The following is a 26,627-nucleotide window of genomic DNA, read 5'->3' as shown; positions in this document are numbered from 1 at the left end:
CTAACCGGGGAAGGGATCGGGCGCTGCGGCGGGATCCCAGCCGAGGGCGGCGAAGCTCTGCGCCATGTGGGGCGGCAGCGGCGCGCGGACGGTCACGGGGCCGGACTCCGGCCGGAGCCGCAGGCGAACGGCCCTGGCATGGAGGTGCAGCGGACATGGCGCCGGGCGTTCGGGCCCGTAGATGGGATCTCCCAGGATCGGCGTGCCCATGGCGCGGCAATGGGCGCGGAGCTGGTGGGTGCGGCCGGTGCCGGGCCGCAGCTCCAGCCAGGCGCGACCCCCGCTCCTGGCCAGCACGCGGTAGTCCGTGACCGCCGCCCGGCCCTCCGGCCGCACCTCGACCATGGCGCCGGTGGGCCCCGCGACCTTCAGCAGCGGCAGGTCGATCCGCCCCTCGGCCTGCGGCGGATCGCCCAGGACGAGGGCCCAGTAGACCTTCTCGACCCGGTTGCCCTTGAAAAGGCGGCCGAGTGCGGACAGCGCCGCGTCGGTGCGTCCGAGGACGAGGCAGCCGCTGGTGTCCTTGTCCAGCCGGTGGGCGAGGCGCGGCGGCGCCTCAAGGCCGAAGCGGACGAGGTCCAGCAGCTCCTCGAGGTGCTGCTGGATCTTCGTGCCGGCATGGACGGGCAGGCCCGAGGGCTTGTCCAGGACCAGCATGTCCGCGTCCAGGTGAAGGACGCGGTCCCGGATGTCCTCGGGCGTCAGGGGCAAGGGTGGCTGCGGCCCGCGCTCAGCCGAGCCGCGCGCGGACGAGCTCCGCCAGCGAGGCGTCCGGCCGCGCGCCGATGTGGGAGATCACCTCGGCGGCCGCGATGGCGCCGATGCGGGCGCAGGTCGCCAGGTCGCGCCCCGTGGTGTAGCCGTGCAGGAACCCGGCTGCGAAGAGGTCGCCCGCCCCCGTCGTGTCGACGAGCTTGCTCACCGGCTCGGCCGGGATCGCCTGCACGGCATCGCGGGTGACCACCACCGATCCCTTCTCGCTGCGCGTCAGCACGGCGATCTCGCAGCGTCCACGCACGGCGGCCACCGCCGCGTCGAAGTCGTCGACCTGGTAGAGCGACTTCACCTCGTGCTCGTTGCCGAACAGGATATCGATCCGGCGGTCGACGAGATCGGCGAACTCGTCCCGGTAGCGCCCGACGCAGAAGCTGTCGGACAGGGTGAGCGAGACCTTGCGCCCGGCGGCATGGGCCAGGTCCGCGGCCTTGCGGAAGGCCTCCTTCGCGCGCGGCGGATCGAACAGGTAGCCTTCCATGTAGGTGACCTGGGCCGACTGGATCAGCGCGGCGTCGATGTCCTCGGGGCCGAGCTCGACGCAGGCACCGAGATAGGTGTTCATGCTGCGCTGGGCATCCGGCGTGACGAGGATCAGGCAGCGCGCCGTGGGCGCCCCGGAATTCGAGGCCGGCGTTTCGAACCGAACGCCGATCGCGCTGATGTCGTGGCGGAACACGGTACCGAGCTGGTCGTCGCGCACCTTGCCGATATAGGCCCCCTTGCCGCCCAGCGAGGCGATGCCCGCCATCGTGTTGGCGGCGGAGCCGCCCGACATCTCGATGCCGGGACCCATGCGGCCGTAGAGCTCCTCGGCGCGGGCCGTGTCGATCAGGGTCATGGCGCCCTTCTCGATGCCGTTCGCCGCCAGGAAGGCGTCGTCCGCTTTGGCGATCACGTCGACGATGGCGTTGCCGATGCCGACGACGTCGAGGGCGGCCTGGGTCATGAAGCGGTTCCGTTCAAGGTGGGGGCGCGCGGGACTATAGCCGCGCCGTCCGGGCCGACAAGCCACGATTCTGGCAGATGCGGCCGGGCGAAGCCCGGAAGGGCTGCCGGATGGCGGCCCATGCGCTACAAAGAGGGATGATCAGAGCGCTCTTTCTCGCCTTCGCGCAGCTCTCCGACGGCGCCGTCCGCCGCGTCCTCTGGCTGGGGATCCTGGGCGCGCTGCTGCTTTTCCTCGCGGTCGCCACGGGGCTGGGCTGGACCTTCGCCCATATCGGGATCACCGGCATCGGCTGGCTCGACGCCCTGATCGAGGTGCTGGGCGGGGTCGGCGTCCTGGTGCTGGCCTGGATCCTGTTTCCGGCCGTGGTGGTCTCGATCTCGGGCCTGCTGGTGGACGGCATCGTCACGGCGGTGGAGCGGCGGCACTATCCCGGCCTGCCGCCCCCGCGCGAGCAGGGGCTGGGCGAGCAGGCCTGGCTGGCCCTGCGCTTCTTCCTGGTGGTCGCGGCGCTGAACCTCGTGGCGCTGCCCGTCTATCTGGCGATGCCGCCCCTGGCGCCCTTCGTCTTCTACCTCCTGAACGGCTACCTGCTGGGGCGCGAGTACTTCGAGGCCGTGGCCTTCCGGCGCCTGGAACCGGCGCGCGCAAGGCTGATGCGGCGGGCATACGGGGTCAGGCTGCTGCTGGGCGGCATGGCCGTCGCCTTCCTGTCGACGCTGCCCCTGCTGAACCTGCTGGTTCCCGTCGTGGGCACTGCCTTCATGACCCATGTTTTCCACGGCCTAAAGGAGCGGCAAAGGGCTTCGGGTTCATGGTAAGTGTGCGTTAACCATGGCGGCCTAATGTACTCGTCGCCGCAGCCGCACCGAATGGAGGCCTGAGCCGATGTTGTTCCGCAAGAACCCGCCTGCCGGGCCGTCAGTCGGGCCCGACCGTCCGGGGCCGATCGATATGCCCATCAAGACCGATAGCCTGGCCTCCGAGCCGACGCCGCGCAGCCCGTTCGCCGACAAGGGACCCGAGATGAACCCGATCAGCAAGCCGCCCGCCCCGCCTGCCCCGACCGCCCCGAGCAGCCTGAAGCAGCCGGAGGTTCCCCGCCGCGTGGTGGACATCCCCGGCACGCCGCCGCGCCGGGCCGGCCTTGACGGCCCGGGCTCGCTGCCGGGCCAGGCCACGGACACGCGCAAGCTGATCGTCGGCCGCGACATCTCGCTGTCCGGCGAGATCGCCGCCTGCGACGTGCTGGTGGTCGAGGGCACCGTCGAGGCGCGCCTCAAGGACGGCCGCAGCATCGAGATCGCCGAGACCGGCCTCTTCAAGGGCAGCGTCGAGATCGACGAGGCGGACATCGCCGGCCGGTTCGAGGGCGACATCACCGTGCGCGGCCGCCTGAGGGTCCGCAGCAGCGGCCGGATCAACGGCTCGATCCGCTATGGCGAGCTCGAGGTCGAGGCCGGCGGCCGCCTCAAGGGCGACATCCAGGTGATCGAGGCCGGCTCGGCCCCCAAGGCGGTCCCGGCCGCCCCGGCCGCGGCTCCGGCCGCGCCCTTCGTGTCGGTTCTGGCGGACGGCACCAACGCCTGACCGCGCTCGCCGCCGGCGGTCCCGCTCCTGGGCCGCCGGAGGAACGAGGACCAATGATCCCCGCCCGGCCCGCCGGGCGGGGATCGTCTTTTCGGGGCCGGTCAGAGGACCGGGACGGGACCTGCCGGCGCCGGAGGGCCCGGTGTCTTGTCGGGATAGGCGCAGAGGTCGTGCACCGGGCATCGGAAGCAATCCGGGCGGCGTGCCTTGCAGATGTAGCGGCCGTGCAGGATCAGCCAGTGATGGGCGTGCAGCCGCCATGCCTCGGGGACCACCTGCAGCAGGCCGCGCTCGACCTCCTCGGGGGTGCGGCCCGGCGCCATGCCCGTCCGGTTGGCGACCCTGAAGATGTGCGTGTCGACGGCGATCGTCGGCTCGCCGAAGGCGACGTTCAGCACGACGTTGGCGGTCTTGCGCCCGACGCCGGGCAGGCGCTCCAGGCTCTCGCGGTCGCGCGGCACCGCGCCGCCATGCTCGCGCACCAGGATCTCGGACAGCGCCATCACGTTCTTGGCCTTGGTGTTGAATAGGCCGATCGTCTTGATGTGCTCACGCAGCGCCTCCTCGCCCAGGGCCAGCATCCCGGCGGGCGTCGTGACCTTGGCGAAGAGCGGCCCCGTCGCCCGGTTCACGCCGGCATCCGTCGCCTGGGCGGACAGCACCACGGCGACCAGAAGCGTGTAGGGGTTCACGTAGGACAGCTCTGACCGCGGCTCGGGATCGCGGGCGGCCAAGCGGGCGAAGAAGGCGTCGATGTCCTGGGGCGTCATGGGACCGTCGTGGGGGCGTCGCGTCCGGGACGGTAGCAGCGCCGGCGGCGCCGAGAAAGGCCCGGGAACGGCCAGGCAACGGCGCGACGCTTGCTGCCGGGCCGGGACGTACTTAGCTTATTCGGATGATCGAGCCCGTCCCAGCCGCCGGCGAGGACCCGGTCCTCTTCGATGCCGTGCTGCACCCCAACCGGAGCCTGAGCCCGCGCGGCTTCGGGATCCTGATGGCGTGCCTCGGCGGCGTCTCGCTGGTGCTGGGCAGCGCCTTCCTGATGATCGGAGCCTGGCCGGTCTTCGGCCTCCTGGGGCTGGACGTCCTGCTGGTCTGGCTGGCCTTCCGCATCAATTACGGCCGCGCACGCCTGCACGAGCGCGTGCGCCTGACCGAGCGGGCGCTGACGGTCCAGCGCATCGATCACCGGGGCCATGGGCGCACCTGGCAGTTCCAGCCCCATTGGCTGCGCGTCAGCATGGACGACCCGCCCGAGCACGACAGCCAGGTCCTGCTGAGCAGCCACGGCCGCCACCTGGTGGTGGGGTCCTTCCTGTCGCCGGAGGAGCGGCTGGACTTCGCCCGCGCGCTGCGCGCTGCGCTCGACCGCATGCGCAGCCCGCTCCTGACCTGAGCCGCGGGCCGGCGGTCGCGCCGGCCCACCGCCCCGAATGCCCGCAAGAAACGGGTTGGGCGGCCGCGCGCGCAGCGGCAAGCTGGCGGCCGACCATTTGCGAGGACAGCCATCATGGCCGCAGAGACCCTTCCCTTCGAGCCCGACCAGGCCTCGTCCTACCGTGCCATCGGCCGCGCGCTGCGCTACCTCGTCGAGCATGCCGAGGACCAGCCGTCCCTCGACGACGCGGCCTCGGCCGCCGGGCTCAGCCCTTTCCACTTCCAGCGGCTCTTCACGCGCTGGGCCGGCGTCAGCCCGAAGCGCTTCGGCCAGTTCGTGACGCTCGGCCGCGCCAAGACGATGCTGGACGAGCAGGCGAGCCTGCTCGACACCGCGCTCGAGGTCGGCCTGTCGGGGCCAGGCCGGCTCCACGACCTGTTCGTGACCTGGGAGGCCATGACCCCCGGGGACTACAAGGCGGCCGGGGCCGGGCTGACGATCCGCTGGGGCGTCCAGGACAGCCCCTTCGGCCCGGCGCTGATCGGGCTCACCGAGCGCGGTCTGTGCTGGCTGGCCTTCCTCGGCGAGGCGGGCACCGGCCGCGCCCTGGCGGAGATGGCCGGGCAGTACCCGGCGGCTCGCCTGGTCGAGGATCCCGGCGCGGTGGCCGAGGCGGCGGCAAGGGCCTTCGCGCTGCAGGGCGCCCCGGGCCCCCTGCCCGTCCTGCTGCGCGGCACGCCGTTCCAGCTGAAGGTCTGGGAGGCACTGCTGCGGATCCCGCCGGGGAGTTGCACGAGCTACGGCGCCCTCGCCCGCGAGATCGGAAGCCCGCAGGCGGGCCGCGCCGTCGGCGCCGCCGTGGGCCGCAACCCGGTGTCCTGGCTGATCCCCTGCCACCGCGTGATCCTGCAGAGCGGCGCCGTTCACAACTACCGCTGGGGCGCCGGGACCAAGCGGGCGATGCTGGCCCTGGAGGCCGCCCGCCGCGCCTGACCCGGCGCGTCCTTCAGGTCGTCATGCAGCGCGGTCGATGCGGCAGGCATAGCATCCGTACCGCGCCCAGTGGGCGTGCATGTAGGCGGTGCGCGGGTCGGCGAGAAGCCGGGCGATCAACGTCTCGACCCGCGCCCCCTCCACCACGTCGGCGTCGATGATCCAGTCGCGCCCGTCATAGGCCCGCAGCGATACGAGGCGCCGGCGCATCTGCTCGGGAACCGCGTTCACGCGGTCGTAGGTCTCGCGCGCGGCCTCGCGCACGAAGATCGGCCCCGAGGCCCGGTAGGGCGAGGCCGCGGGCTGGTGCTGGTAGGGCAGCAGGATCAGGGTCTCCCCGGGCGCGGCGTCGCGCAGGCTGATCCGGCAGGGGTAGCCGCGGCTATCCTCGGCGGTGACGCGTTGCGCCCCCATTTCGGCGAGGCGCACCTCGTCCAGGGCGAAGAGCGGCAGGAAGGGGCCGGCCTGCAGCCCCCTGATGCGGAAGTCCATGGATGTCCTCCGGCGTTGCTGGCCGGAGGATCCTGCGGCGGAGAGGAGCGGCGCGGACACCCGCTTCTTGCTGTCCGCCCGTCCTGCCGGTCCTCAGAGGCCGAGCACGTCGCGCATGCCGTACAGCCCGGCGGGCTGGGTGCGCGCCCAGAGCGCCGCGCGCACGGCGCCGGATGCGTAGATCTGCCGGCCGCCGGCGCGGTGCGCGATCTCGATCCGCTCGCCCTCGCCGGCGAAGGTGACCACGTGGTCGCCCACGACGTCGCCCCCGCGCAGCGTGGCGAAGCCGATGTCGCCGGGCCGGCGAGCGCCGGTATGCCCGTCGCGCACGCGCTGGGACACCGCGTCGAGATCGACACCGCGACCGGCCGCCGCGGCCCGGCCGAGCGCCAGCGCCGTGCCCGACGGGGCATCGACCTTGTTCCGGTGGTGCATCTCGAGGATTTCGACGTCGAACTCGGGCCCGAGGGTGCGCGAGACCTGCTCGACCAGCGCGAGGACCAGGTTCACCCCGAGGCTCATATTCGCGGACTGCACGATGGCGGTGTGCTGGGCGGCCACCGCGATGGCGTCGAGCTGCGTCCGGTTCAGCCCGGTGGTCCCGATCACCAGCGCCGTCGTCGCCTGGGCCGCCAGGGCGGCGTGGCGCTCGGTCGCCTCGGGCGTGGTGAAGTCGATCACCGCCTCGGCCTCGGCGAACAGGGGCACCGGGTCCTCGGTCACCGTCACGCCCAGGCTGTCCTGACCCGCGAGAAGGCCGAGGTCGCGCCCCAGCACCGGGCTGCCGGGCCGGTCGGTGCCGCCCACGAGGGTGCAGCCGGGGGTCGCCAGGACCTCGCGCAGGAGCATCTGGCCCATTCTTCCCGAGCAGCCGACGATACCGACCTTCATGCCGTCCTCCGAGTCTTGGCGGGGATCCCGGCTTAGCACAGCACCGCTGCCGACGGCACCCCGGCTGGGTAAGCCGCACGGCTGCAACTGTGTTGCTTCGATGCATCACCGCCCCGCAGAATTGGTCCCAAGGGGCACAAAACGGCGGAAAACCTCGTTCTATCAGGGATTCCGTACACCGATAGGACGGCTGGCCGGCTTGTGGCAGTACGGGGTTCTGATATAACGAAACGCAACTCCGGGGTCCAAGCCACGGAGATTCGGCTTGTGGCTGTGCCTTCGGATGTGGGTTTAGGTCTGGTCGGATACGGTTCGGATGCGGGGATCAAGACCCCGCTTCGGACATCCGGGCGGAAAGGGTTCTACGCTCCATCCGGCGCGTACCGACACTGTTCTTCCACTGATGGGGGGTCACCTCGTGCAGCGCAACTTCAACCTCGCTTCTTCCGCCTTCGCCCTGGTGGCGCTCGCGACGGCCTTCGGCGCCGCGCCGGCCAGTGCGCAGACCGCCGCGACGGTCTGCAACCCCTTGCTCGACAGCAGCAGCAACCCGGTCTTCCCCGGTTCGGCCACACCCGGCCCGGTGATCCACAGCTTCACCGTCCCCTGCCCGCCCGTCGCCGCCGCCGTCGCCCCGGCGCCCGCCCCGGCCCCGGCGCCGCAGCAGCGCGTCCAGGATTCGGTCTACTTCGTGTTCTTCGACTTCGACCGGTCGAACATCACCCCGGCCGCCCAGGACATCATCAACACGGTCATCGCCGACTTCCGCCGCAACAACGCGGCCGGCGTGAACGTGGTCGGCCACACCGACACCTCGGGCTCGACCCGCTACAACCAGCGTCTGTCCGAGCGCCGCGCGTCCTCGGTCCGTGACTCGCTGGTCCGCGGCGGCGTTCCGACCGGCGTGATCGCCACCTCGGGCCGCGGCGAGTCGCAGCCGCTGATCGCCACCGGCGACGGCGTGCGCGAGCCGTCCAACCGCCGCGCGGAAATCCGCTTCCGCTAAGGCGGAGCCGGTCGGGAGGGGGCCCGCCCCCTCCCTGCCGGGCGACAAGGGAAAAGGCGCCCGGACCTTGGGGTCCGCGGCGCCTTTCTTCTGTCCGCAGGAAGCCGTGACGGGCTGCGGAGGACCGTATCATACGCAAGGCGCTTGATGGCTTCCATCAAGCGCCTTGCGTTCAAACCCGACAGCTCCTTGCGCAGCAAGGAGCGAAATGGTGATGCCGGCGGCAGATCATGACCTCTTCATGCGCCGCCGGTATCAGTCCTTCAGGTCCTCCCAGAGCTCCCGCACCTTGGCGAAGAAGCCCTCGCTCTCCGGGTGGGTGCCTTCCTTGTTGCCGGCCTTCTCGAACTCGCGCAGCAGCTCCTGCTGGCGCTTGGTCAGGTTGACCGGCGTCTCGATCACCGCCTGGATGTAGAGATCGCCGCGATTCGGGCTGCGCAGGACCGACATGCCCTTGCCCTTCAGGCGGAACTGGTGGCCCGACTGGGTTCCCGCGGGCACGTTCAGCTTGGCCCGGTTGCCCTCGATGGTCGGGACCTCGACCGTGCCGCCCAGCGCCGCGGTGGTCATGGGAATCGGCACCCGGCAGTGGAGGTTTGCGCCCTCGCGCTGGAAGAACCGGTGCGGCGCGATCGCCAGGAAGATGTAGAGGTCGCCCGGGGCCGAGCCCCGCAGCCCCGCCTCGCCCTCGCCGGCCAGGCGGATGCGCGTGCCGTCCTCCACCCCCGCGGGGATGTTGACCTGGAGGTTCTTCTCCTTGCGGACGCGGCCCGCGCCGCCGCAGGCCTTGCAGGGATCCTTGATGACGCGGCCGGCGCCGCTGCAGGACGGGCAGGCCCGCTCGATCGTGAAGAATCCCTGCTGGGCGCGCACCTTGCCGACGCCGTTGCAGGTGGGGCAGGTGATCGGCTGGGTGCCGGGCTCGGCGCCGGTGCCCGAGCAGGGCTCGCACATCACCGAGGTCGGCACGCGGATCGTCGCGGTGGAGCCCTTGAAGGCGTCCTCCAGCGAGATCTCGAGGTTGAAGCGAAGATCGGCGCCCCGGCTGCCGCCGCCGCCACCGCGCCGGCCGCCCATGAACTCGCCGAACATCTCGTCGAAGATGTCCGCGAAGCCCGTCGCGAAGTTGAAGTCGAAGCCGCCCGCCCCCGCGCGTCCGCCGCCCTGCTCGAAGGCCGCGTGGCCAAAGCGGTCGTAGGCCGCCCGCTTCTGCTCGTCCTTCAGGACGTCATAGGCCTCGCTGATCTCCTTGAACTTGGCCTCGGCTTCCTTGTCGCCGGGGTTGCGGTCCGGATGGTACTGCATGGCCATCTTGCGATAGGCCCGCTTGAGCTCGTCGGCGCTCGCCCCGCGCGCGACGCCCAACAGCTCGTAATAGTCCTGCTTCGCCATCAGGCTCCGAGTCCCTGCCCATGCCGGCCGCAAACAGCCCCGGCGCGTCCCCCGAGGAGGGCGCGCCGGGGCCTCGGCCCGATCCGATCAGTCAGCGTAGCCGACAAGCGTTTACGCGGACTTGCTCTTCTTGTCGTCGTCGACCTCCTCGAAGTCGGCGTCGACGACCGACGGATCGCCGGACTGCTGAGCCCCGCCGGCCGCACCGGCCGCGCCCTCGTCCTGCCCCGCCTTGTAGAGCGCCTCGCCGAGCTTCATGGAAGCCTGGGCCAGGGCGTCGGTCTTGGCCTTGATCGCAGCCACGTCCTCGCCGTTCAGCGCCTCCTTCAGCTCGGCGACGGCGGTCTCGACGGCGGACCGGTCCGCGGCCGACACCTTGTCGCCGGCATCCTTGATCGTACGCTCGGAGGTGTGGATCAGGGCGTCGGCCTGGTTCCGCGCCTCGACCAGCTCCTTGCGCTTCTTGTCGTCGGCCGCATGGGCCTCGGCATCCTTGACCATGCGGTCGATGTCGGCATCGCTGAGGCCGCCGGAGGCCTGGATGCGGATCGACTGCTCCTTGTTGGTCGCCTTGTCCTTGGCCGAGACGTGGACGATGCCGTTGGCGTCGATGTCGAAGGTCACCTCGATCTGCGGGACCCCGCGCGGCGCCGCCGGGATGCCCACCAGGTCGAACTGGCCGAGCAGCTTGTTGTCAGCCGCCATCTCGCGCTCGCCCTGGAAGACGCGGATGGTCACCGCGTTCTGGTTGTCCTCGGCGGTCGAGAAGACCTGGCTCTTGCGGGTCGGGATCGTGGTGTTGCGGTCGATCAGCCGGGTGAACACGCCGCCCAGGGTCTCGATGCCCAGGGACAGGGGCGTCACGTCCAGCAGCAGGACGTCCTTCACCTCGCCCTTGAGGACGGCGCCCTGGATGGCGGCGCCCACCGCCACGACCTCGTCGGGGTTCACGCCCCGGTGCGGCTCGCGGCCGAAGAACTGCTTCACGGTCTCGATGATCTTGGGCATGCGGGTCATGCCGCCGACCAGGATCACCTCGTCGATCTCGGACGCCTTCAGCCCGGCGTCGCGCAGCGCCGCCTTGCAGGGCTCGATCGTCCGCTGCACCAGGTCGTCCACCAGCGCCTCGAGCTTCGCCCGGGTCAGCTTGATGTTCAGGTGCTTCGGGCCGCTCTGGTCGGCCGTGATGAAGGGCAGGTTGACCTCGGTCTGGGTCGTCGAGCTCAGCTCGATCTTAGCCTTTTCCGCGGCCTCCTTCAGGCGCTGCAGCGCGAGGCGATCCTTGCGCAGGTCGATGCCCTGCTCCTTCTGGAACTCGTCCGCGAGATAATCGATGATCCGCTTGTCGAAATCCTCGCCGCCCAGGAAGGTGTCGCCGTTCGTGGCCTTCACCTCGAAGACGCCATCGCCGATCTCCAGGACCGACACGTCGAAGGTGCCGCCGCCGAGGTCATAGACCGCGATGGTGCCGGTCGCCTTCTTCTCCATGCCGTAGGCGAGCGCCGCGGCAGTCGGCTCGTTGATGATGCGCAGGACCTCGAGTCCGGCGATCTTGCCGGCGTCCTTGGTGGCCTGGCGCTGGGCGTCGTTGAAGTAGGCCGGCACCGTGATCACCGCCTGGGTGACCTTCTCGCCGAGGTAGTTCTCCGCGGTTTCCTTCATCTTCTGCAAGATGAAGGCGCTGATCTGGCTCGGGGAGTACTTCTTGCCGAAGCTCTCGACCCAGGCGTCGCCGTTGTCGCCGCCGACGATCTTGTAGGGGACCAGATCCTTGTCCTTCTGGACGATCGGGTCCTCGGCGCGACGGCCGATCAGTCGCTTGATCGCGAAAAGCGTGCTTTCGGGGTTCGTCACCGCCTGGCGCTTGGCCGGCTGGCCGACGAGGCGCTCGCCGCCCTGCGTGAAGGCGACCATCGACGGCGTGGTGCGCGTGCCCTCGGCATTCTCGATCACCTTCGCCGTGGTGCCCTCCATCACGGCGACGCAGGAGTTCGTCGTGCCAAGGTCGATCCCGATGACTTTGCTCATTTCAAGCCTCTTCGTTGCGGCAGGCCGGCGTCGGCCCGCTGTCGCGGCACCGCCACGGCCCCCATGGTTCCGGGAGGAGGATTTCCGTCTCGACGCAGATATAGGCAGGTCCCGGGGGGGCTGCAACCGCCCTGCCTGTCGCGAATCGGCGAGAGCAGGCCGCGGCGGCCCCCGGGGCATGGCCCCGCAGCCGCAGAGTTCGCATATGCCGCGATGCAGTAAACCGAGTCTCCGGCGCCCGGGATCTTCGAATCTTCCTTCAAGATGCGCGGTGGATGCAAGCTATGGCAGGAGCGCCGGCAACAGGCGCGCGCACAATGACTGTTCGCCCCGGAGCGTTCTACGGCCGCGCGTCTCTCTATGTATGCAAGCAATTGCCGGTTGCCATGATTCCTGCTTGTGAAGGCTCTTCGCACAGATGATCGCGCCGATCGATCGTGGTATATGTCTTTAGGGCAGGTAAGGGCCTGCCGGCGATGGCCGAAGCCACGCCATCACATGGAGAATTCCGATGTCGGTCCAGCGCCGCGATCTCGCCCTCGCCATCAAATCCTGTCTCGACAGCCTGGCCGAGGACGCCGCCCGCGCCGACCTGGCCGAACTCGCCCATTTCGTGGGGCTCGCGGCGCTGGCCGCCGAGGAGGCCGCGCGCGCCGCCGACCCGCGGGGCGACATGCTGAAGGGCCTGATGTCCGGCAGCGCCGGCCACTGCTGACCGCCGCTTACCCGAGGCGGCAGGCGCGGATCTCGGCATCCAGCATCGACAGCAAGGCCGCGAAATGCGGATCGCCGTCCCGCGCCGCCGGCAGGGAGAAGCTGAACAGCGCGCAGAGCGCGCCCGGATCGGCCGCGACCCCCTTCATCCAGAGATAGAAGGCCGCCGGCGCCCCATCGGCCTCGGCCTGGGCGTGCAGCGTCGCCAGCAGCGCCCCGTCCTCGAGCTGCTCGAGCGTGCGGTCGGCGGCGCGAACATCCCCGGGCTGGAGGAACCGGGTAGCCATCTCCAGCATCCGGACCGCCGCATCGCCTCCGGACAGCGTCTCGAGCAGGATCCTCAGGGCTCCGCCATCCGGCGGATCCGGCGTCCAGCAGGAGACACCGTCCTCCTCGGGCGCCCCGCGCCAGTCGGCGGGCAGCCGCAAGCGCAGCAGGTCGGCATGGACGATCTCCTTCAGGGGCGTCATGGTCGCAGGGCTCCTCCGCGGACATCCCGTCTATAGAGCGCCGCCCGGCACCGGGAAACCGCCATCATGGGGAAAACCGTGATCGCGGGGGAGCCGTGACCATCGAGGAAACGTGATCGTCTCCGCGAGCTACCGGACCGACATCCCTGCCCATTACGGCCGCTGGTTCCTGAACCGGCTGGAAGCCGGCCACTGCATGGTGCCGAACCCCTATGGCGGGCCGCCGGCGCGGGTCGGCCTGAGCCCCGGGGAGGTCGACGGCTTCGTGTTCTGGACCCGCAATCCCGGCCCGTTCGACGCCGCCTTCGAGGTTGTACGCGCGCGGGGCACGCCTTTCTTCGTCCAGATGACGATCACGGGCTATCCCCGCGCTGTCGAGCCGCACGTCCCCGGGCCCGAGGCCGCCGTCGCCATGCTTCGGCACCTCGCGGCGCGCCACGGGCCGCGCGCCGTGGTGTGGCGCTACGATCCCATCCTGGTGACGGCGGAGATGGATGCGGCCTGGCACCGCGAGGGCTTCGCCCGGCTGGCGCGGGCGCTGAGGGGGGCAACGGACGAGGTCGTGGCCTCGTTCGTCGCCCCATACCGCAAGACGGCGCGGAACCTGGCCCAGGCCGGCCTGGCCTGGCGCGACCCCGAGGAGCCCGAGAAGCGGGAGCTGATGGCGGAGCTCGCGGCGATCGCGGGGGAGCACGGCATGCGGCTGAGCCTGTGCGCCCAGCCCGCGCTGGCCGACACGCCCGGGACGGCGCCCGCGCGCTGCGTCGACGCGGCCCGCCTGTCGGACGTCGCGGGCCGGCCGCTGCGCGCGCGGGAGCGAGGCAACCGGCCCGGCTGCCTGTGCGCCGAGAGCCGCGACATCGGCGCCTACGACACCTGCCTGCAGGGCTGCGCCTATTGCTATGCCGTGTCCGGCCGCTCAGCCGCGCTGCGCCGCAGGGCCGCCCACGATCCCGCCGCCGAGGCGCTGGCGCCTCGGGGCTAGGCCAGGCGCTGGCGCCGCGGGGTTAGGCCAGGCGCTGGCGCCGCGGGGCTGAGCCCGGAAGGGGCGACGACCCCGACCAGCCCGGCCCGGGATCAGGCGTGCGTGTCGAGATGCCCCGGGGCTTCCGACCCGTCGCGCTTGGCGACGCCGACCATGGCCTCGCGCAGGAGGCGGCCGCTGATCGTGTAGCCGTCCTGCAGCACCTGGACGATGGTGCCGCCGGGCTTGCCGCTGTTCTCGACCTCGAACATGACCTGGTGGAAGTTCGGATCGAAGGGCTGGCCCAGCGCCTCCATGCGCTGGATCCCGGCGCGCTCCAGGGCCGCGGAGAGCTGGCGCTCGGTGGCCTCGATCCCGACCATGAGGTTCTCCAGCGCCGAGTCCGCCGAGCGCTGCTCGGGCAGCACGGCCTCGAGCGCGCGGCGCAGGTTGTCGGCGACCGAGACCATGTCGCGGGCGAACTTGCCGACGGCGAACTTCGAGGCCTCCTCCCGGTCGCGCTCGGCGCGCCGGCGGACGTTCTCGGTCTCGGCCAGCGCGCGCAGGAGCTGGTCCTTGAGCTGCGAGACCTGTTCCTTCAGGCGGACCGCCTCGTCCGCAGGCGCGCTCTCGACCTGCGGGTCCGGCGCGGCCTGGGTCGCCTCGTCGGGGTGCGGAGCCTCGGTCCCGGCGCCGTTCTTGTTCTCTTCCGCGTGCATGGCTCTTCGATCCGTTGTCTGTGTGGCGTCAGTGGTGTCGTCGCGTCCCGCAGGGCTCAGCCGAGCAGGCGGCTGATCACCTTGGCGGTGTAGTCGACCATGGGGATGATGCGGGCGTAGTTAATGCGCGTCGGGCCGATCACGCCGATGGCGCCGACGATCTGCTCGCGGCTGTTCTGGTAGGGCGCGATCACCAGCGAGCAGCCGGCATGGTTGAAGAGCTGGTTCTCGGCCCCGATGAAGATCTGCACGCCGTCGGCGCGGCCGGTCGCCTCGATCAGGCGCAGCATCGCCTCCTTGGTCTCCAGCGCCTCGAAGAGCGAGCGGATGCGCTCGAGGTCCGAGAGCGCCGTCACATCCTCCAGGAGGCGCGCCTGGCCGCGCACGATGAGCTGCCCGGTCGAGCCCGACCAGGTGGCGAGGCCGGCCTCGACCACCTTGGAGGAGAGCGCGTCGAGCTGGCTCTTCTGCGCCTCCATCTCGCGCAGCACCTCGGAGCGCACCTCGTCCAGCGTGCGGCCCACCAGCTTCGCGTTCAGGTAGTTGGAAGCCATCTGCAGCGTCGAGGCGGGCAGGCCCATCGGCACGTCCATGACGCGGTTCTCGACCAGCCCGTCGGCGGTGACCATCACCACCAGGGCCCGTCCGGGCGCCAGGTTCACGAATTCCATGTGGCGCAGCGGCTGGTCCGTCTTGGGCGCGAGCACGAGGCCGGCGCAGCTCGACAGGCCCGAGAGCATGGTCGTGGCCTCGTCCAGCACGTCGCGCAGCGAGCGGCCCGAGGCCTGGCACTTCAGCTCGATGCTCTCGCGCTCCTTGTCGGTCAGCCCGCCGAGCTCCAGCAGGCCGTGCACGAACAGGCGCAGCCCCGCCTCGGTGGGCAAGCGGCCCGCCGAGGTGTGGGGCGCGTAGAGGAGACCCTGCTCCTCCAGATCCGCCATGACGTTGCGGATGGTCGCGGGCGAGAGCGTGATCCCGAGACGCCGCGAGATCGTGCGCGAGCCAATGGGCTCGCCGGTCTCGACATAGGCGTCGACGATGGTCCTGAAGATCTCGCGCGACCGTTGGTTCAGTTCGCTGATCATGTCCTTCGGCGTAGAGAACCGGCTGCGACGGCGCTTCGAATGTAGTCAGGCCAAGGCGGCATATCAACGCCACCACCCGTGGCTCCCCTCCTGGCTCCCCCCTGGCTCCCCCCCTGGCTCTTCCCGCCCCGCCCCGCGCCCCGATCCGTGCTGGACGGGAGAGGGACCCCCCGCTAGCCTGCTGCCCCCCGAGGAAAGCGGAGTGAACGACACCATGCGCCCGTCCGGCCGTGCCCCCGACGCCTTGCGCCCCATCAGCCTGGAGCCGGGCTTTGCCAAGCATGCCGAGGGGTCGTGCCTCGTCCGCTTCGGCGACACGCACGTGCTGTGCACGGCCAGCGTCGACGAGAAGGTGCCCCCGTTCCTGCGCAACACCGGCCTCGGCTGGGTGACTGCGGAATACGGCATGCTGCCGCGCTCGACCCATACCCGCACCGACCGCGAGGCGGCCAAGGGCAAGCAGTCCGGTCGCACGCAGGAGATCCAGCGCCTGATCGGCCGGGCGCTGCGCGCCGTGACCGACCGCCAGGGCATGGGCGAGCTGCAGATCAAGGTCGACTGCGACGTGCTGCAGGCCGACGGCGGCACCCGCACCGCCGCCATCACCGGCAGCTACGTGGCGCTCCATCAGGCCTTCCGGCACTTGGTGCGGATCGGCAAGCTGCAGCGGATCCCGCTGGTCGATTCCGTGGCGGCCGTGAGCTGCGGCCTCTACAACGGCGCCGCCGTGCTCGACCTCGACTATGCCGAGGACAGCGCCTGTCAGGCCGACACCAACTTCGTGCTGACGGGCTCCGGCGGGATCGTCGAGGTCCAGGGCACCGCCGAGGAGCGGCCCTTCTCCGAGGAGCAGTTCATGGAGCTGCTGCGCCTCGCCCGCAAGGGCGTGACCGAGCTGACGGCGCTGCAGAAGGCCGTGGTCGAGGGCTGATGCCGCCTGCGCACCTGCCGGGTTACGCCGGCGGGCGCGCGGCCCCATATGCCTGCTGAGAGACCACGCCTCCAGGCCCCACCTCCAGGAACGCCCTGGTTCGGACGGACATTCCGAGATGACCCGCAAGTTCAAGGGCGACACGCTGGTGATCGCCAGCCACAACCCCGGCAAGGTCCGCGAGATCGCGGAGCTGCTGCGGTCCCACGTCGCCAGCTTCCGCTCGGCGGCCGAGGCGGGCCTGCCGGAGCCCGAGGAGACCGGGACCACCTTCCGCGCCAATGCCGAGCTGAAGGCCCTGGCCGCGGCCGAGGGATCCGGAACGATCGCCCTGGCGGACGACAGCGGCCTGGTGGTGCCCGCCATCGGCGGCGAGCCCGGCATCTATTCCGCACGCTGGGCCGGTCCCGCCAAGGACTTCCGGAGCGCCATGGAGCGCGTGAACGCGCGCCTCGGTTCGGCAGACCGGCGGGCCCATTTCGTCTGTGCCCTGACGCTCGCCTGGCCCGACGGCCATGTCGAGACGGTCGAGGGCAAGGTGCACGGCACGCTGGTCTGGCCGCCGCGGGGCAGCCGCGGCTTCGGCTACGATCCCATGTTCCTGCCCGACGGGCACGAGCAGACCTTCGGCGAGATGGATCCCGACGCCAAGCACGCGATCAGCCACCGGGCCGACGCCTTCCGCCAGCTCGTGGAGCGGTGCTTCCGGTGACCGAGATCGAGGCCACGGCGGCAGAGGCCGCGGTGCCGGAGGCTGTAGGCGCGGAGGCTGCGGGCGCGGAGGCTGGGGCGCCGGGCTTCGGGGTCTACGTCCACTGGCCGTTCTGTCTGTCGAAGTGCCCCTACTGCGACTTCAACAGCCATGTCCGCGAGCGGGTCGACCAGGCGGACTGGCGGCAGGGGCTGCTGCGCGAGATCGACCACTACGCCGCGCTGACGCCCGGCCGCACGGTGACCTCCGTCTTCTTCGGCGGGGGCACGCCATCGCTGATGGACCCCGCGACCGCCGCCGCCGTGCTGGAGCGCATCGCCGCGCGCTGGACGCTGGCGCCCGGCGCCGAGGTGACGCTGGAGGCCAATCCGACATCCACCGAGGCGCAGAGCCTGGCCGGGTTCCGGGCCGCCGGGGTCAACCGGCTGTCGCTGGGGATCCAGGCGCTGGACGACCGGGCCCTGCGCTTTCTCGGCCGCGGCCACGACGTGGCCGAGGCCTGCGCGGCGGTGGAGCTCGCCGCGCGCAGCTTCGACCGCTTCTCCTTCGACCTCATCTACGCGCGGCCGGAGCAGACGGTGGCGGCCTGGCGCGACGAGCTCAGGCGCGCCCTGGCCATGGCCGTGGGCCATCTCTCGGTCTACCAGCTCACCATCGAGGAGGGGACGCAGTTCCACGCGCTGCACCGGCGCGGCGCCTTCGCGATGCCCGACGACGACCTGGCCGGCGCGCTCTACGAGGCGACTCAGGAGGAGCTCGAGGCCGCGGGCCTGCCGGCCTACGAGATCTCGAACCATGCCCGCCCGGGCGAGGAGGGACGCCACAACCTGACCTATTGGCGCTACGGCGACTATGTGGGGATCGGGCCCGGTGCCCATGGCCGGCTGACGCTGGACGGAACCAAATGGGCCACGCGCGCCCACCGCGCCCCCGAGGTCTGGCTGGAGCGCACGGCCCGCGGGGGCCACGGCGCCCATCCCCACGAGCCCGTCCCGGCCGAGGCGCGCGCGACCGAGCTGCTGATGATGGGCCTGCGCCTTGCCGAGGGCGTGCCGCTTGCCCGCATCTCGGAGGAGGCGGGCACGCCGCTGGCCGAGCTGGTGGAGCCCGCGGCGCTGGACCGGCTGGTCGCCGGCGGTTTCCTGGAGATCACCCCGGCCCGCCTGCGGGCGACCCTCGCCGGGCGACAGCGACTGAACGCCGTGCTGGCGGCCCTGCTGCCCTGAGGCGCGCGCCGCGATTGGGCTCCAAGCCTCATCCGACCCAGGATGCCCGCCCGAGCAGGAACAGCCCTGCCAGGATGAGGATCGCGCCGATCGCCCGCGCGACCTGCGCCCCGCCCGGCGCGAGACGCTCGGCCGTGACGGCCAGCGTCACGACGGTCATCGCGCGCAGGTCCATGACCCCCCAAACGAGAAGGACGGCCACTGGCCCGGCACAGCTGCAGCCGCAGCGGATCCCGAGGCCCAGCCCGTGACGCCAGGCCGCCCAGGCGCCGGCTGGCGACGCAGGATCGGGGTCCGGCGCCTCGCGGCAGGCGGCCAGATGACGCGCCTTCCATGCCGTGAACTGGAGCGCGCCGGCGGCAAGGACGACCGCAACGACGGCGCCCGGAACGGCCCGCGACAGCGCCGGCAGCTGCATCGAGACCGTGGCCAGCGCGCTTCCCAGGACGAAGACGGCGAGGCCGATGAGGGTCCACACGCAGAAATACCCTGCGCCCACGAAAGCCGTCAGCGGCTCCGCGCGTGCCCCGGCCGTGCAGTCGAGGGCCCGCCGGTAGCGCCACAGCATCGGCACGAGAGACGGCAGCATCATCGCCGTCATCATTACGACCCACATGCCGAGGAACGACGCCGCGGCGCCGGGCCAGGTCTGCCCGCACATCCGTATCCACGCCATGGACATCGTCCAGCCGCCCGGCATGGGCATCCCGCCCATCGCGGACATGGATGCGGACCAGGCGAAGGTCGCGGCGGCGCTGGCGCCGAACAGAACCGCCTGGACGGCGAAGAAGGCCCGGGAGGCTCGGGCGGACACGATCCGCCCGGAACCCTTTCCTTCCCAGGCCGCACCGAGGGCCGGGCTCAGGCGCAGCACGGAGCGTCCCGGCCCTTTCCGCCTTTGCCGTACTCGTCGCGGCGGAGCCACCAGATGCCGGTCTCGTTACGTCCGCGAGGAGCGCGATCGAGCCACTGGTACATGCCCCAGAGGGCGTCCAGCCCGCGCGAATAGGCGGAATAGGTGTGATAGACGACGCCGTCCTCGAGCGCGAACGCGCTCATGCCGGGCCTGTCGCGATGGTACGTGGCCGTGTCGGTTCCGCACATGGTGGCGAGCAGGGATTCCGCCTTCTCGCCGCCACCCTCCTGGCCGGCGCGCCAACGGGGCTCGGCCTCGGCCCGGTAGTTGTATTCGACCTGTCCCTCGCGCTCCTGCTCTTCCGTGAACGCGATGTTGAAGTCGAAATTGAAGTCGCCCGGGGCGGAGGATGCCCAGGGGAAGGACCAGCCCATCCGCCGCCTGTACGCCTGCAGCTTCGGGAGCGGTGCCCGCGAGACGGCCCACAGCGCCACGTCATGATTGGCGAGATGGACGGAGAAGCCGTCGAAGCCATCCGCGATCGTCGAGCAGGACGGACACCCCGCCTCGTAGTCGGGCCCGAACATGAAGTGGTAGACGAGGAGCTGCGAACGCCCCCCGAACAGATCCGCCAGCGATGCTTCGCCCTCCTCCGTTTCGAAGCGGTACGCCTTGTCGATCCGGACCCATGGCAGCTCCTGGCGCCGCCGGGCCAGTTCGTCGCTGCGCCGCGTCAGCTCCTTCTCCGCCTCCAGGAGCTCTAGGCGTGCAGCCAGCCATTCCTTGCGTGTCCCGGTCACGTGCCCCACCATCCTTCGTCTCTCCTTGCTGCGCTTCGCCGGCCGGTCCGTAATCGGCACGACGTGCTGGTTGCGTGCTGGAATGGCTTAGTGCCGGCCGTCGGAGAGCGGGGAGTTACAAGTGTGGCGGGATTCGGATGACGCGCTGATCACGTCGGCGGCCCGCGCGCTCGCGGCAGGGGATCCCCTCGGCGCGCTGAACCGGGTCGCCTTGCGCGACGACGCGCCTTCGCTCGCGCTTCGGGGCATCGCGATGGCGCAGCTCGGCGACCTCGTTCGCGCGAAGGTCCTCTTGCGGAACGCGGTGCGCGCCTTCGGCCCCGATGCAGCCGTCGCCCGCGCACGATGCATCGTGGCCGAGGCCGAGATCGCGCTCGTCTCGCGTGACCTGGGCTGGTCTCCGAAGGCGCTCGACGCGGCGCGGACGACGCTCGAGAAGCATGGCGACCGGTTGAACGCAGCGCATGCGCGGCATCTCGAAGTGCGGCGCCTGCTCCTGATCGGGCAGCTCGATGAGGCAGAGCGCAGGCTCGCCGAGATCGAGCCCGAGCCCTTGCCGCCCGCATGGAGGGCTGCCCACGAGCTGGTCGTCGCGGGAATAGCGGTCAGACGCCTGCGCGCGAAGGTGGCGCGCGCGGCGCTGGCCAGGGCTGAACGGGCCGCGCACCGCGCCGGCATCCCCGCGCTCGCGGCGGAGGTCGAAAGCGCATCCCGCATGCTGGACGCGCCCGCGGCACGCCTGGTCACGAGGGGCGGGGAGCAACCTCTCCTGCTTGAGGACGTCGAGGCGCTGCAGACCGCGCCGGCGCTGGTCGTGGATGCATGCCGACATGCCGTGCGGGGACAGGGCGTGATGGTCCCGCTCGCGACGCGCCCGGTTCTGTTCGCGCTCGTGCGCGTGCTGGCGGAGGCCTGGCCCGACGACGTGCCGAGGGACAGGCTCGTGGCACGGGCTTTCGGTGCCAGGCATGCCGACGAGTCCCATCGTGCCCGGCTGCGGGTCGAGATCGGCCGCCTCCGCGCGGCGCTGCGGCCGCTGGCCGGCGTGTGCGCGACGAAGGGCGGCTTCGTGCTGGCGCCGCGCGAGACGGCCGAGGTGATCGTTCTGGCGCGGCCCGTCGAGGGGCCGCACGCGGCGGTGTCGGCCCTGCTCGCCGATGGCGAGGCATGGTCGAGCTCGGCCCTGGCGCTTGCGCTGGGAACCAGCCAGCGCACTGTCCAGCGGGCACTCGACGCATTGGCATCGGCGGGCAAGGTGCAGTCGTTCGGTCGCGGGCGGGCACGGCGCTGGATGATGCCGCCCGATCCGGGATTCACGACAGCCTTGTTGCTCCCGGCTCCCCTGCCGGGCGGCTAGGATCGACCCATGACCCGATCACCGGCAGAAATTCTTCGCGAATATGGGCCCTTCCCGGGCGCCGACCACGTGCATGGCGTCACCTATGACGGCCGGCATGTCTGGTTCGCCTCCGGAGACAGGCTGAACGCCATCGACCCCGAAAGCGGGAGGATGGTTCGTTCCATCGAGGTCGCGGCCGAGGCGGGGACGGCTTTCGACGGTCTGCACCTGTTCCAGATCGCCGGCGACCGCATCCAGAAGATCGATCCGCAGACCGGCCAGGTGCTCTCGACGATCCCCGTGCCTGCCGGCAACGGCGTCTCGGGGCTTGCCTGGGCCGACGGGTCGCTATGGGTGGGGCAATATCGCGAGCGGAAGATCCATCAGCTCGATCCCGAAACCGGGGTAGTTCTCCGCAGCCTCGAATCCAGTCGCGTCGTCACCGGCGTCACCTGGATCGATGGAGAACTCTGGCACGGCAGCTGGGAGGGCGAGGAAAGCGATCTGCGCCGCGTCGATCCCCGGACCGGAGAGGTCCTCGAGCGGCTCGAGATGCCGCCCGGAACCGGCGTGTCGGGGCTCGAGTCCGATGGTGGCGGCCGGTTCTTCTGCGGTGGCGGATCCAGCGGGAAAGTCAGGGTCGTCCGGCGAGCCGCGGGAAAATCCTAGGAGGATGGCGGCTCCGGGATCCCCGTCACTGCCATAGGCCGATGATCGAAACGGCCTCTCCTCGCGGTTCGTGGCGATCCGAACCGCCTTCCAGCCGGATCCGTCAGGAACGCATGATCCGTCGCGTCCCGGCCTAGAAGCCGATGGCCTGGAAGGTCTCCGGCGCGGGGTCGACGACGCGCGGACCCGAGGGCTGGATCTCCAGCACGGCGAGGCCGCGCTCGACCAGCCCGTTCGGCAGCAGGCGGAAGATGCCGTCGGCGCCGGCGAAGCCGTTGGGGTTCGTCAGGTTCGCATCGCCAAAGGGCGCAGGCCCGGCATTGCGCGCGAGGACGGCCGACAGGGCCGCCGCGTCGTAGGCAAGGGTGGCCAGGCGCGGCGGCCGGCGGCCGAAGAACTCTTGATAGCGCTGCTCGAAATCCGCCCGCGCCTCGGGATCCGGGGCCGCATACCAGCCGCCGGCGAGCTGCGGCTCGCGCCAGGTGGCGGGCTCGTCCCACAGGCCGGTCCCCAGCAGGCGCACCCGGCGGGGATCGATCTCGTAGAAGGGCAGCATGGGGGCGAGCACGCGCAGCCGATCGCCGCCCTCGGCCAGCACCACCCCGTCGAAGGCGGAGGTTCCGCCCGAGGCCAGCGCCCGGACGGCCGAGGACGGGTCCGGCGCCGCGGGATCGTAGCGCTCGACCCGGACCAGCGTCGAGCCGCCCGGCTGCGTCGCGTCCTGCAGCGCGCGCATGACCGCATCGCCATAGGCCGAGCGGGGCACGAGCCCGCCCAGCCGGGAGATGCCCTGGGACCGCGCATAGCCCGTGACGCGGCGCACCTGCTCCATGGGGACGAGGCCCATGGTCCAGGTGCCCTGGCCCGCCAGGGACCAGTCGTTTGAGAACGCCAGCATACGCAGGTTCGCGGACTGGGCGACCGGCTTCACCGCCGACACCTCGGCCGCGAAGAGCGGCCCCAGGATCAGATCGGCACCAGCGGCGACCGCGTCGTTCGCGGCGGCGACAGCCCCCTGGGGCGTGCCCTTGGTGTCGCGCGGCAGCAGCTCGAACTGGTCGCCGGCCACGTCGAAGAGGGCGAGCTGCGCCGCGTTCAGCATGCCCTGGCCGATCTCCGCGGCGGACCCGCTCAGGGGCAGCAGCAGCGCCACCTGGACCCGCCCGTCGGCAGTCCCGGGCCCGAGCGGTTCGGTGATCACCGAGGGCGGCGGCTCCACCGCGAAGGGCGGCGGCTCCTGGGGCGCTTGCGCGGTCGTCGGCGGCGCCGCTACGGTGGGCGCGCAGGCCGGGAGGGCCAGGACCGCGAGGATCCGCACCCAGGAAGGAACAGCCAAACGTGCCACCGGGGATCTCCGTGTCCGATCCAGCGAAGGAAGGCGACGAAGGTAGCGGCGCCGCAGCCTCAAGTAAACCGACCCCACGGGCACCGGGTCCTGACCGGCCGAGGCCCGGGCTCTATCTCGTGGCGACCCCCATCGGCAATGCGGCCGACCTGACCCTGCGCGCCCTGTCGGTCCTCGGCGGGGTGGATGCCATCGTCTGCGAGGACACGCGGGTCACGCGGCGTCTCCTGACGATCCACGGCATCGACCGGCCGCTGCTGACCTATCACGAGCACAACGCGGCGCGCATGCGCCCCGTGCTGCTGGAGCGCCTCCGCGGCGGGCAGAGCCTGGCGCTGGTCACGGATGCCGGGACGCCGCTGGTCTCGGACCCCGGCTACAAGCTCGTGCGCGAGGCGGTGGCCGAGGGGCTGGCCGTCACCGCGCTGCCCGGGCCCAGCGCGCCCATGGCGGCGCTGGTGCTTTCGGGGCTGCCGACGGACCGGTTCCTGTTCGCGGGCTTCCTGCCGCCCAAGGCGGGCGCCCGGGCGACCGCCCTGGCCGAGCTGAGGCCGGTGCGGGCGACGCTTGTCCTGTTCGAATCGGCCCAGCGCCTGCCCGAGATGCTGGCCCAGGCGGCCGAGCTGCTGGGCCCGCGCGAGGCCGCCGTGGCGCGCGAGCTGACCAAGCTGTTCGAGGAGGTCCGGCGCGGGCCGCTGGACGCGCTGGCGGCCCATTACGCCGCGGCCGGCCCGCCCAAAGGCGAAGTGGTCGTGGTGATCGGCCCGCCCGGCGAGGAGGCCGCGGCGCCCGGCGACATGGAGGCGGCGCTGCGCGACGCGCTCGGGCGGCTCAGCGTGAAGGATGCCGCCGCCGAGGTGGCGGCGGCGCTGGGCCTGCCGCGGCGCGAGGTCTATGCGCGGGCGCTGGAGCTGGCGAAGGGGAATGGGGGTGGCGGGCGGTAGGACTGCGCAGGGAAGGGACGGGCGCCGGACGGACCGCGACAGGGTGGACCGTGGCAGGGCGGACCGCGGCCGGGCGGCGCGCCTGCGCGGGCGCTGGGCCGAGGCCCTTTGCCGGCTGGCGCTGAGGCTCCGCGGCTACCGGATCGTCGCGGCCGGGCTGCGCTCGCCCTGGGGCGAGATCGACATCCTGGCGCGGCGCGGCGGCGTCCTGGCGGTGGTCGAGGTGAAGGCCCGTCCGGATGCCGAGCTGGCCCACGGCGCCGTCTCCGCCCACCAGCGCCGCCGCCTGGAAAGGGCGGCCCGGCAGGCCGTGGCCGCCCGGCCGGAGCTCCAGGAGCTGGACCTTCGCTTCGATGCCATGCTCGTGCTGCCCTGGCGTTGGCCGCGGCACCTTCGGGGTGCGTGGACCCCCACCGATGGCTGAGGTGCTTTTCCGGATCGACTTGGGCCGGAAAGATGGGCTATTCCGGCGCGAGCCGAGAACGGAGCAGAACGACCCGTGACAACGCGCCAGCAAGCCCAGGACCTCCTGCGCCGCATCGGCACCCAGCCCGACGAGGCGATCGACCTCGCCGAGGCGGCGCTGGCGCTTGCGGTGCTGGAACGTCCGGACGCGGACGCCGAGGTCTGCCGCCGGCACCTGGCCGAGCTCGCCGAGGCCGTCGGCGCCGAGGCCGGCGATGCGCCCGCCCTGGAGGCGCGGACCGGCGCGCTGCGCACGGTGCTGGTGGAGCGCTACGGCTATCGCGGCGACCAGCTGACTTATGACGACATCCGGAACGCGAACCTGATCAGCGTGGTGGAGCGCCGCAAGGGACTGCCGGTCGCGATCGGGATCCTGTTCATCCATGCCGCGCGGGCCCAGGGCTGGGAGGTGGAGGGGCTGAATTTCCCGGGCCATTTCCTGATCCGGCTGGAGGCCATGGGCGAGCGCGCCATCATCGACCCCTTCGACGAGGGGCGTCCGCGCGGCCCGCACGAGCTGCGCGACCTGCTGAAGGTCGCGGCGGGGCTGGACGCCGAGCTGACGCCCGAGCACTACCAGCCCGTCGGCAACCGCGACATCCTGCTGCGGCTCCAGAACAACCTGAAGCTCCGCTTCATGAAGGGCGAGCGCGTCGACAAGGCCGCCGAGATCGTCGACGGCATGCTCCTGTTCGCCCCGGACGAGCCGACGCTGTGGCGCGAGGCAGGCCTGCTGCATGCCCATGCGGGAAACCTCGATGCCGCCGTCACCGCGCTTGAGACCTTCATCGCGCTGAGCCAGAACGAGACGCTGAAGCACCAGACCGCGCTGCTGCTGCAGCAGCTCCGCTCCAAGCTGAACTGAACCAAGCCGAACCGAACGAACGAGACCCGGGAAGGGAACCGCCATGCCGCTCGCCGTCGCGATCCAGATGGATCCCATGGAGTCCATCAACATCGACGGGGACAGCAGCTTCATGATGGCGCTGGAGGCCCAGCGCCGGGGCCATGCGCTGTTCCACTACATGCCGAAGGAGATGAGCCTCCGGCACGGCCGGCTGGTGGCCCGGGCGCGCCCGCTGACGGTGCGGCGCGAGTACGGCAACCACCACAGCTTCGGGCCCGAGGAGGTGCTGGACCTGTCGACGGTGGACGTGATCCTGATGCGCCAGGACCCGCCCTTCGACATGGCCTACATCACGGCGACCCACCTCCTGGAGCACGTGCAGCCGCGCGTGCTGGTGGTCAACGACCCGGCCGAGGTGCGCAACGCGCCCGAGAAGCTGTTCGTGACCCGCTTTCCGGACCTGATGCCGCCCACGCTGATCACCAGCGACAAGCAGGAGGTCCTGGCGTTCCGGGCCGAGCACCGGGACATCATCGTGAAGCCGCTCTACGGAAACGGCGGCGCCGGCATCTTCCACCTGAAGCCCGACGACGAGAACCTGGGCTCGCTGCTCGAGCTGTTCACCCAGCTCTACCGCGAGCCGCTGATCGTGCAGCGCTACCTTCCCGAGATCCGCCAGGGCGACAAGCGCATCATCCTCGTCGAGGGCGAGCCCGTTGGCGCGGTCAGCCGCATGCCGCAGGAGGGCGAGGCGCGGGCCAACTTCCACGCCGGCGGAGCCGCGCAACGGACGACCCTGACCGCCCGCGAGCGCGACATCTGCGCCGCGATCGGCCCGACGCTGCGCGAGAAGGGCCTGATCTTCGTCGGCATCGACGTGATCGGCGACTGGCTGACCGAGATCAACGTCACCAGCCCGACGGGCATCCAGGAGATCAACCGCCTGGACGGCGTGCAGATCGAGGTGACCCTCTGGGACGCCATCGAGCGCCGCGTCTCGGCGCTGCGCGGCGCCTGAGCGCGGCCCCGCGGCCGCCACGGCGCGCCG

The 26,627-nt window shown here is 71.3% G+C and carries 29 protein-coding genes; 16 read left to right on the top strand and 13 right to left on the bottom strand.

What is annotated here, in order from left to right:
• The gene (locus JUB13_RS27490) at window positions 1-711 is read right to left on the bottom strand and encodes an RluA family pseudouridine synthase (RefSeq protein ID WP_328703040.1); all 711 of its coding nucleotides are present in this window, start codon (window positions 709-711) and stop codon (window positions 1-3) included.
• Window positions 712-730: 19 nt separating this feature from the next.
• A complete protein-coding gene (locus tag JUB13_RS27485) occupies window positions 731-1,723 on the bottom strand; it encodes an adenosine kinase (RefSeq protein WP_207485041.1) in 993 nt (330 codons plus the stop codon).
• Window positions 1,724-1,860: 137 nt separating this feature from the next.
• Here JUB13_RS27485 and JUB13_RS27480 point away from each other — a divergent pair, with 137 nt between their 5' ends.
• Together JUB13_RS27480 and JUB13_RS27475 are read left to right on the top strand one after the other, a co-directional pair.
• Window positions 1,861-2,544 (top strand): EI24 domain-containing protein, encoded by a 684-nt coding sequence (locus JUB13_RS27480; protein WP_207485039.1) that lies wholly within the window; start codon window positions 1,861-1,863, stop codon window positions 2,542-2,544.
• A 133-nt stretch (window positions 2,545-2,677) separates the two neighbouring features.
• The gene (locus JUB13_RS27475; protein ID WP_236025261.1) at window positions 2,678-3,313 is read left to right on the top strand and encodes a bactofilin family protein; all 636 of its coding nucleotides are present in this window, start codon (window positions 2,678-2,680) and stop codon (window positions 3,311-3,313) included.
• A 101-nt stretch (window positions 3,314-3,414) separates the two neighbouring features.
• Here JUB13_RS27475 and nth read toward each other — a convergent pair whose 3' ends face one another.
• Window positions 3,415-4,083: an endonuclease III gene (nth, locus tag JUB13_RS27470; RefSeq protein WP_207485035.1), complete on the bottom strand. Its 669-nt coding sequence runs from the start codon at window positions 4,081-4,083 to the stop codon at window positions 3,415-3,417.
• A 125-nt stretch (window positions 4,084-4,208) separates the two neighbouring features.
• Between nth and JUB13_RS27465 the strand changes: the two genes are divergently transcribed.
• Both JUB13_RS27465 and JUB13_RS27460 read left to right on the top strand, forming a co-directional pair.
• Window positions 4,209-4,709, top strand: coding sequence for a DUF2244 domain-containing protein (locus tag JUB13_RS27465; protein ID WP_207485033.1), 501 nt, complete (start codon window positions 4,209-4,211; stop codon window positions 4,707-4,709).
• A gap of 114 nt (window positions 4,710-4,823) precedes the next feature.
• Entirely contained in the window at window positions 4,824-5,684 is an 861-nt protein-coding gene (locus JUB13_RS27460; RefSeq protein WP_207485031.1) for a methylated-DNA--[protein]-cysteine S-methyltransferase, read from the top strand.
• 21 nt (window positions 5,685-5,705) lie between these two features.
• Here the strand turns inward: JUB13_RS27460 and JUB13_RS27455 are convergent, their stop codons facing one another.
• The gene (locus tag JUB13_RS27455; protein WP_207485029.1) at window positions 5,706-6,176 is read right to left on the bottom strand and encodes a DUF1203 domain-containing protein; all 471 of its coding nucleotides are present in this window, start codon (window positions 6,174-6,176) and stop codon (window positions 5,706-5,708) included.
• A gap of 93 nt (window positions 6,177-6,269) precedes the next feature.
• Window positions 6,270-7,067: a 4-hydroxy-tetrahydrodipicolinate reductase gene (dapB, locus tag JUB13_RS27450; RefSeq protein ID WP_207485027.1), complete on the bottom strand. Its 798-nt coding sequence runs from the start codon at window positions 7,065-7,067 to the stop codon at window positions 6,270-6,272.
• A 418-nt stretch (window positions 7,068-7,485) separates the two neighbouring features.
• Between dapB and JUB13_RS27445 the strand changes: the two genes are divergently transcribed.
• The gene (locus JUB13_RS27445) at window positions 7,486-8,073 is read left to right on the top strand and encodes an OmpA family protein (protein WP_328703039.1); all 588 of its coding nucleotides are present in this window, start codon (window positions 7,486-7,488) and stop codon (window positions 8,071-8,073) included.
• A 255-nt stretch (window positions 8,074-8,328) separates the two neighbouring features.
• Here the strand turns inward: JUB13_RS27445 and dnaJ are convergent, their stop codons facing one another.
• Together dnaJ and dnaK are read right to left on the bottom strand one after the other, a co-directional pair.
• The gene (gene dnaJ / locus JUB13_RS27440; RefSeq protein ID WP_207485023.1) at window positions 8,329-9,465 is read right to left on the bottom strand and encodes a molecular chaperone DnaJ; all 1,137 of its coding nucleotides are present in this window, start codon (window positions 9,463-9,465) and stop codon (window positions 8,329-8,331) included.
• Between the two features lie 111 nt (window positions 9,466-9,576).
• Window positions 9,577-11,493, bottom strand: a complete 1,917-nt coding sequence (gene dnaK / locus JUB13_RS27435) for a molecular chaperone DnaK (RefSeq protein WP_207485021.1) — start codon at window positions 11,491-11,493, stop codon at window positions 9,577-9,579.
• Window positions 11,494-12,004: 511 nt separating this feature from the next.
• On the opposite strand from dnaK, the gene JUB13_RS27430 reads away from it, so the two are divergent.
• Window positions 12,005-12,208 (top strand): hypothetical protein, encoded by a 204-nt coding sequence (locus JUB13_RS27430; protein ID WP_207485019.1) that lies wholly within the window; start codon window positions 12,005-12,007, stop codon window positions 12,206-12,208.
• Window positions 12,209-12,215: 7 nt separating this feature from the next.
• Here JUB13_RS27430 and JUB13_RS27425 read toward each other — a convergent pair whose 3' ends face one another.
• Complete coding sequence (locus JUB13_RS27425) at window positions 12,216-12,677, bottom strand: hypothetical protein (RefSeq protein WP_207485017.1); 462 nt, start codon at window positions 12,675-12,677, stop codon at window positions 12,216-12,218.
• 112 nt (window positions 12,678-12,789) lie between these two features.
• On the opposite strand from JUB13_RS27425, the gene JUB13_RS27420 reads away from it, so the two are divergent.
• On the top strand, window positions 12,790-13,662 hold the full coding sequence (locus tag JUB13_RS27420) for a DUF1848 domain-containing protein (RefSeq protein ID WP_207485015.1): 873 nt from the start codon (window positions 12,790-12,792) through the stop codon (window positions 13,660-13,662).
• Window positions 13,663-13,754: 92 nt separating this feature from the next.
• On the opposite strand, the gene grpE is transcribed toward JUB13_RS27420, so the two are convergent.
• Together grpE and hrcA are read right to left on the bottom strand one after the other, a co-directional pair.
• Entirely contained in the window at window positions 13,755-14,360 is a 606-nt protein-coding gene (grpE, locus tag JUB13_RS27415) for a nucleotide exchange factor GrpE (protein WP_207485013.1), read from the bottom strand.
• Window positions 14,361-14,416: 56 nt separating this feature from the next.
• On the bottom strand, window positions 14,417-15,445 hold the full coding sequence (gene hrcA / locus JUB13_RS27410) for a heat-inducible transcriptional repressor HrcA (RefSeq protein ID WP_207485011.1): 1,029 nt from the start codon (window positions 15,443-15,445) through the stop codon (window positions 14,417-14,419).
• Window positions 15,446-15,659: 214 nt separating this feature from the next.
• Between hrcA and rph the strand changes: the two genes are divergently transcribed.
• The 3 genes from rph (at window position 15,660) to hemW (ending at window position 18,314) form a co-directional block, all read left to right on the top strand.
• Entirely contained in the window at window positions 15,660-16,376 is a 717-nt protein-coding gene (gene rph, locus JUB13_RS27405) for a ribonuclease PH (protein WP_207485142.1), read from the top strand.
• Window positions 16,377-16,494: 118 nt separating this feature from the next.
• Window positions 16,495-17,088, top strand: a complete 594-nt coding sequence (gene rdgB, locus JUB13_RS27400) for an RdgB/HAM1 family non-canonical purine NTP pyrophosphatase (protein ID WP_207485009.1) — start codon at window positions 16,495-16,497, stop codon at window positions 17,086-17,088.
• Window positions 17,089-17,120: 32 nt separating this feature from the next.
• Entirely contained in the window at window positions 17,121-18,314 is a 1,194-nt protein-coding gene (hemW, locus tag JUB13_RS27395) for a radical SAM family heme chaperone HemW (RefSeq protein WP_207485140.1), read from the top strand.
• Between the two features lie 28 nt (window positions 18,315-18,342).
• Here hemW and JUB13_RS27390 read toward each other — a convergent pair whose 3' ends face one another.
• Entirely contained in the window at window positions 18,343-19,188 is an 846-nt protein-coding gene (locus JUB13_RS27390; RefSeq protein ID WP_207485007.1) for a DUF2182 domain-containing protein, read from the bottom strand.
• A complete protein-coding gene (locus JUB13_RS27385) occupies window positions 19,176-19,970 on the bottom strand; it encodes a DUF899 domain-containing protein (protein ID WP_328703038.1) in 795 nt (264 codons plus the stop codon). The genes JUB13_RS27390 and JUB13_RS27385 overlap by 13 nt, the downstream gene beginning before the upstream one ends.
• Before the next feature lie 121 nt (window positions 19,971-20,091).
• Here JUB13_RS27385 and JUB13_RS27380 point away from each other — a divergent pair, with 121 nt between their 5' ends.
• Both JUB13_RS27380 and JUB13_RS27375 read left to right on the top strand, forming a co-directional pair.
• Complete coding sequence (locus tag JUB13_RS27380; protein ID WP_207485003.1) at window positions 20,092-21,327, top strand: helix-turn-helix domain-containing protein; 1,236 nt, start codon at window positions 20,092-20,094, stop codon at window positions 21,325-21,327.
• A 9-nt stretch (window positions 21,328-21,336) separates the two neighbouring features.
• On the top strand, window positions 21,337-21,978 hold the full coding sequence (locus JUB13_RS27375) for a Vgb family protein (protein WP_207485001.1): 642 nt from the start codon (window positions 21,337-21,339) through the stop codon (window positions 21,976-21,978).
• Between the two features lie 133 nt (window positions 21,979-22,111).
• Here the strand turns inward: JUB13_RS27375 and JUB13_RS27370 are convergent, their stop codons facing one another.
• Window positions 22,112-23,323 (bottom strand): penicillin-binding protein activator, encoded by a 1,212-nt coding sequence (locus JUB13_RS27370; protein ID WP_328703037.1) that lies wholly within the window; start codon window positions 23,321-23,323, stop codon window positions 22,112-22,114.
• 119 nt (window positions 23,324-23,442) lie between these two features.
• On the opposite strand from JUB13_RS27370, the gene rsmI reads away from it, so the two are divergent.
• The 4 genes from rsmI (at window position 23,443) to gshB (ending at window position 26,597) form a co-directional block, all read left to right on the top strand.
• Entirely contained in the window at window positions 23,443-24,267 is an 825-nt protein-coding gene (gene rsmI / locus JUB13_RS27365; protein ID WP_328703036.1) for a 16S rRNA (cytidine(1402)-2'-O)-methyltransferase, read from the top strand.
• Window positions 24,268-24,310: 43 nt separating this feature from the next.
• A complete protein-coding gene (locus JUB13_RS27360) occupies window positions 24,311-24,691 on the top strand; it encodes a YraN family protein (RefSeq protein ID WP_328703035.1) in 381 nt (126 codons plus the stop codon).
• 75 nt (window positions 24,692-24,766) lie between these two features.
• Window positions 24,767-25,597 carry a SirB1 family protein gene (locus JUB13_RS27355; protein WP_207484995.1) on the top strand — a complete coding sequence of 277 codons (831 nt, stop codon included), beginning with the start codon at window positions 24,767-24,769 and terminating at the stop codon, window positions 25,595-25,597.
• A gap of 43 nt (window positions 25,598-25,640) precedes the next feature.
• Entirely contained in the window at window positions 25,641-26,597 is a 957-nt protein-coding gene (gshB, locus tag JUB13_RS27350) for a glutathione synthase (RefSeq protein WP_207484993.1), read from the top strand.
• Window positions 26,598-26,627: the final 30 nt, after the last annotated feature.

The sequence above is a fragment of the Arenibaculum pallidiluteum genome (assembly GCF_017355985.1).
Taxonomy (GTDB): Bacteria; Pseudomonadota; Alphaproteobacteria; order Azospirillales; family Azospirillaceae; genus Arenibaculum; species Arenibaculum pallidiluteum.
The sequence above is the reverse complement of the archived record's forward strand: the minus strand, read 5'-3'. Positions and strand labels throughout refer to the sequence as shown.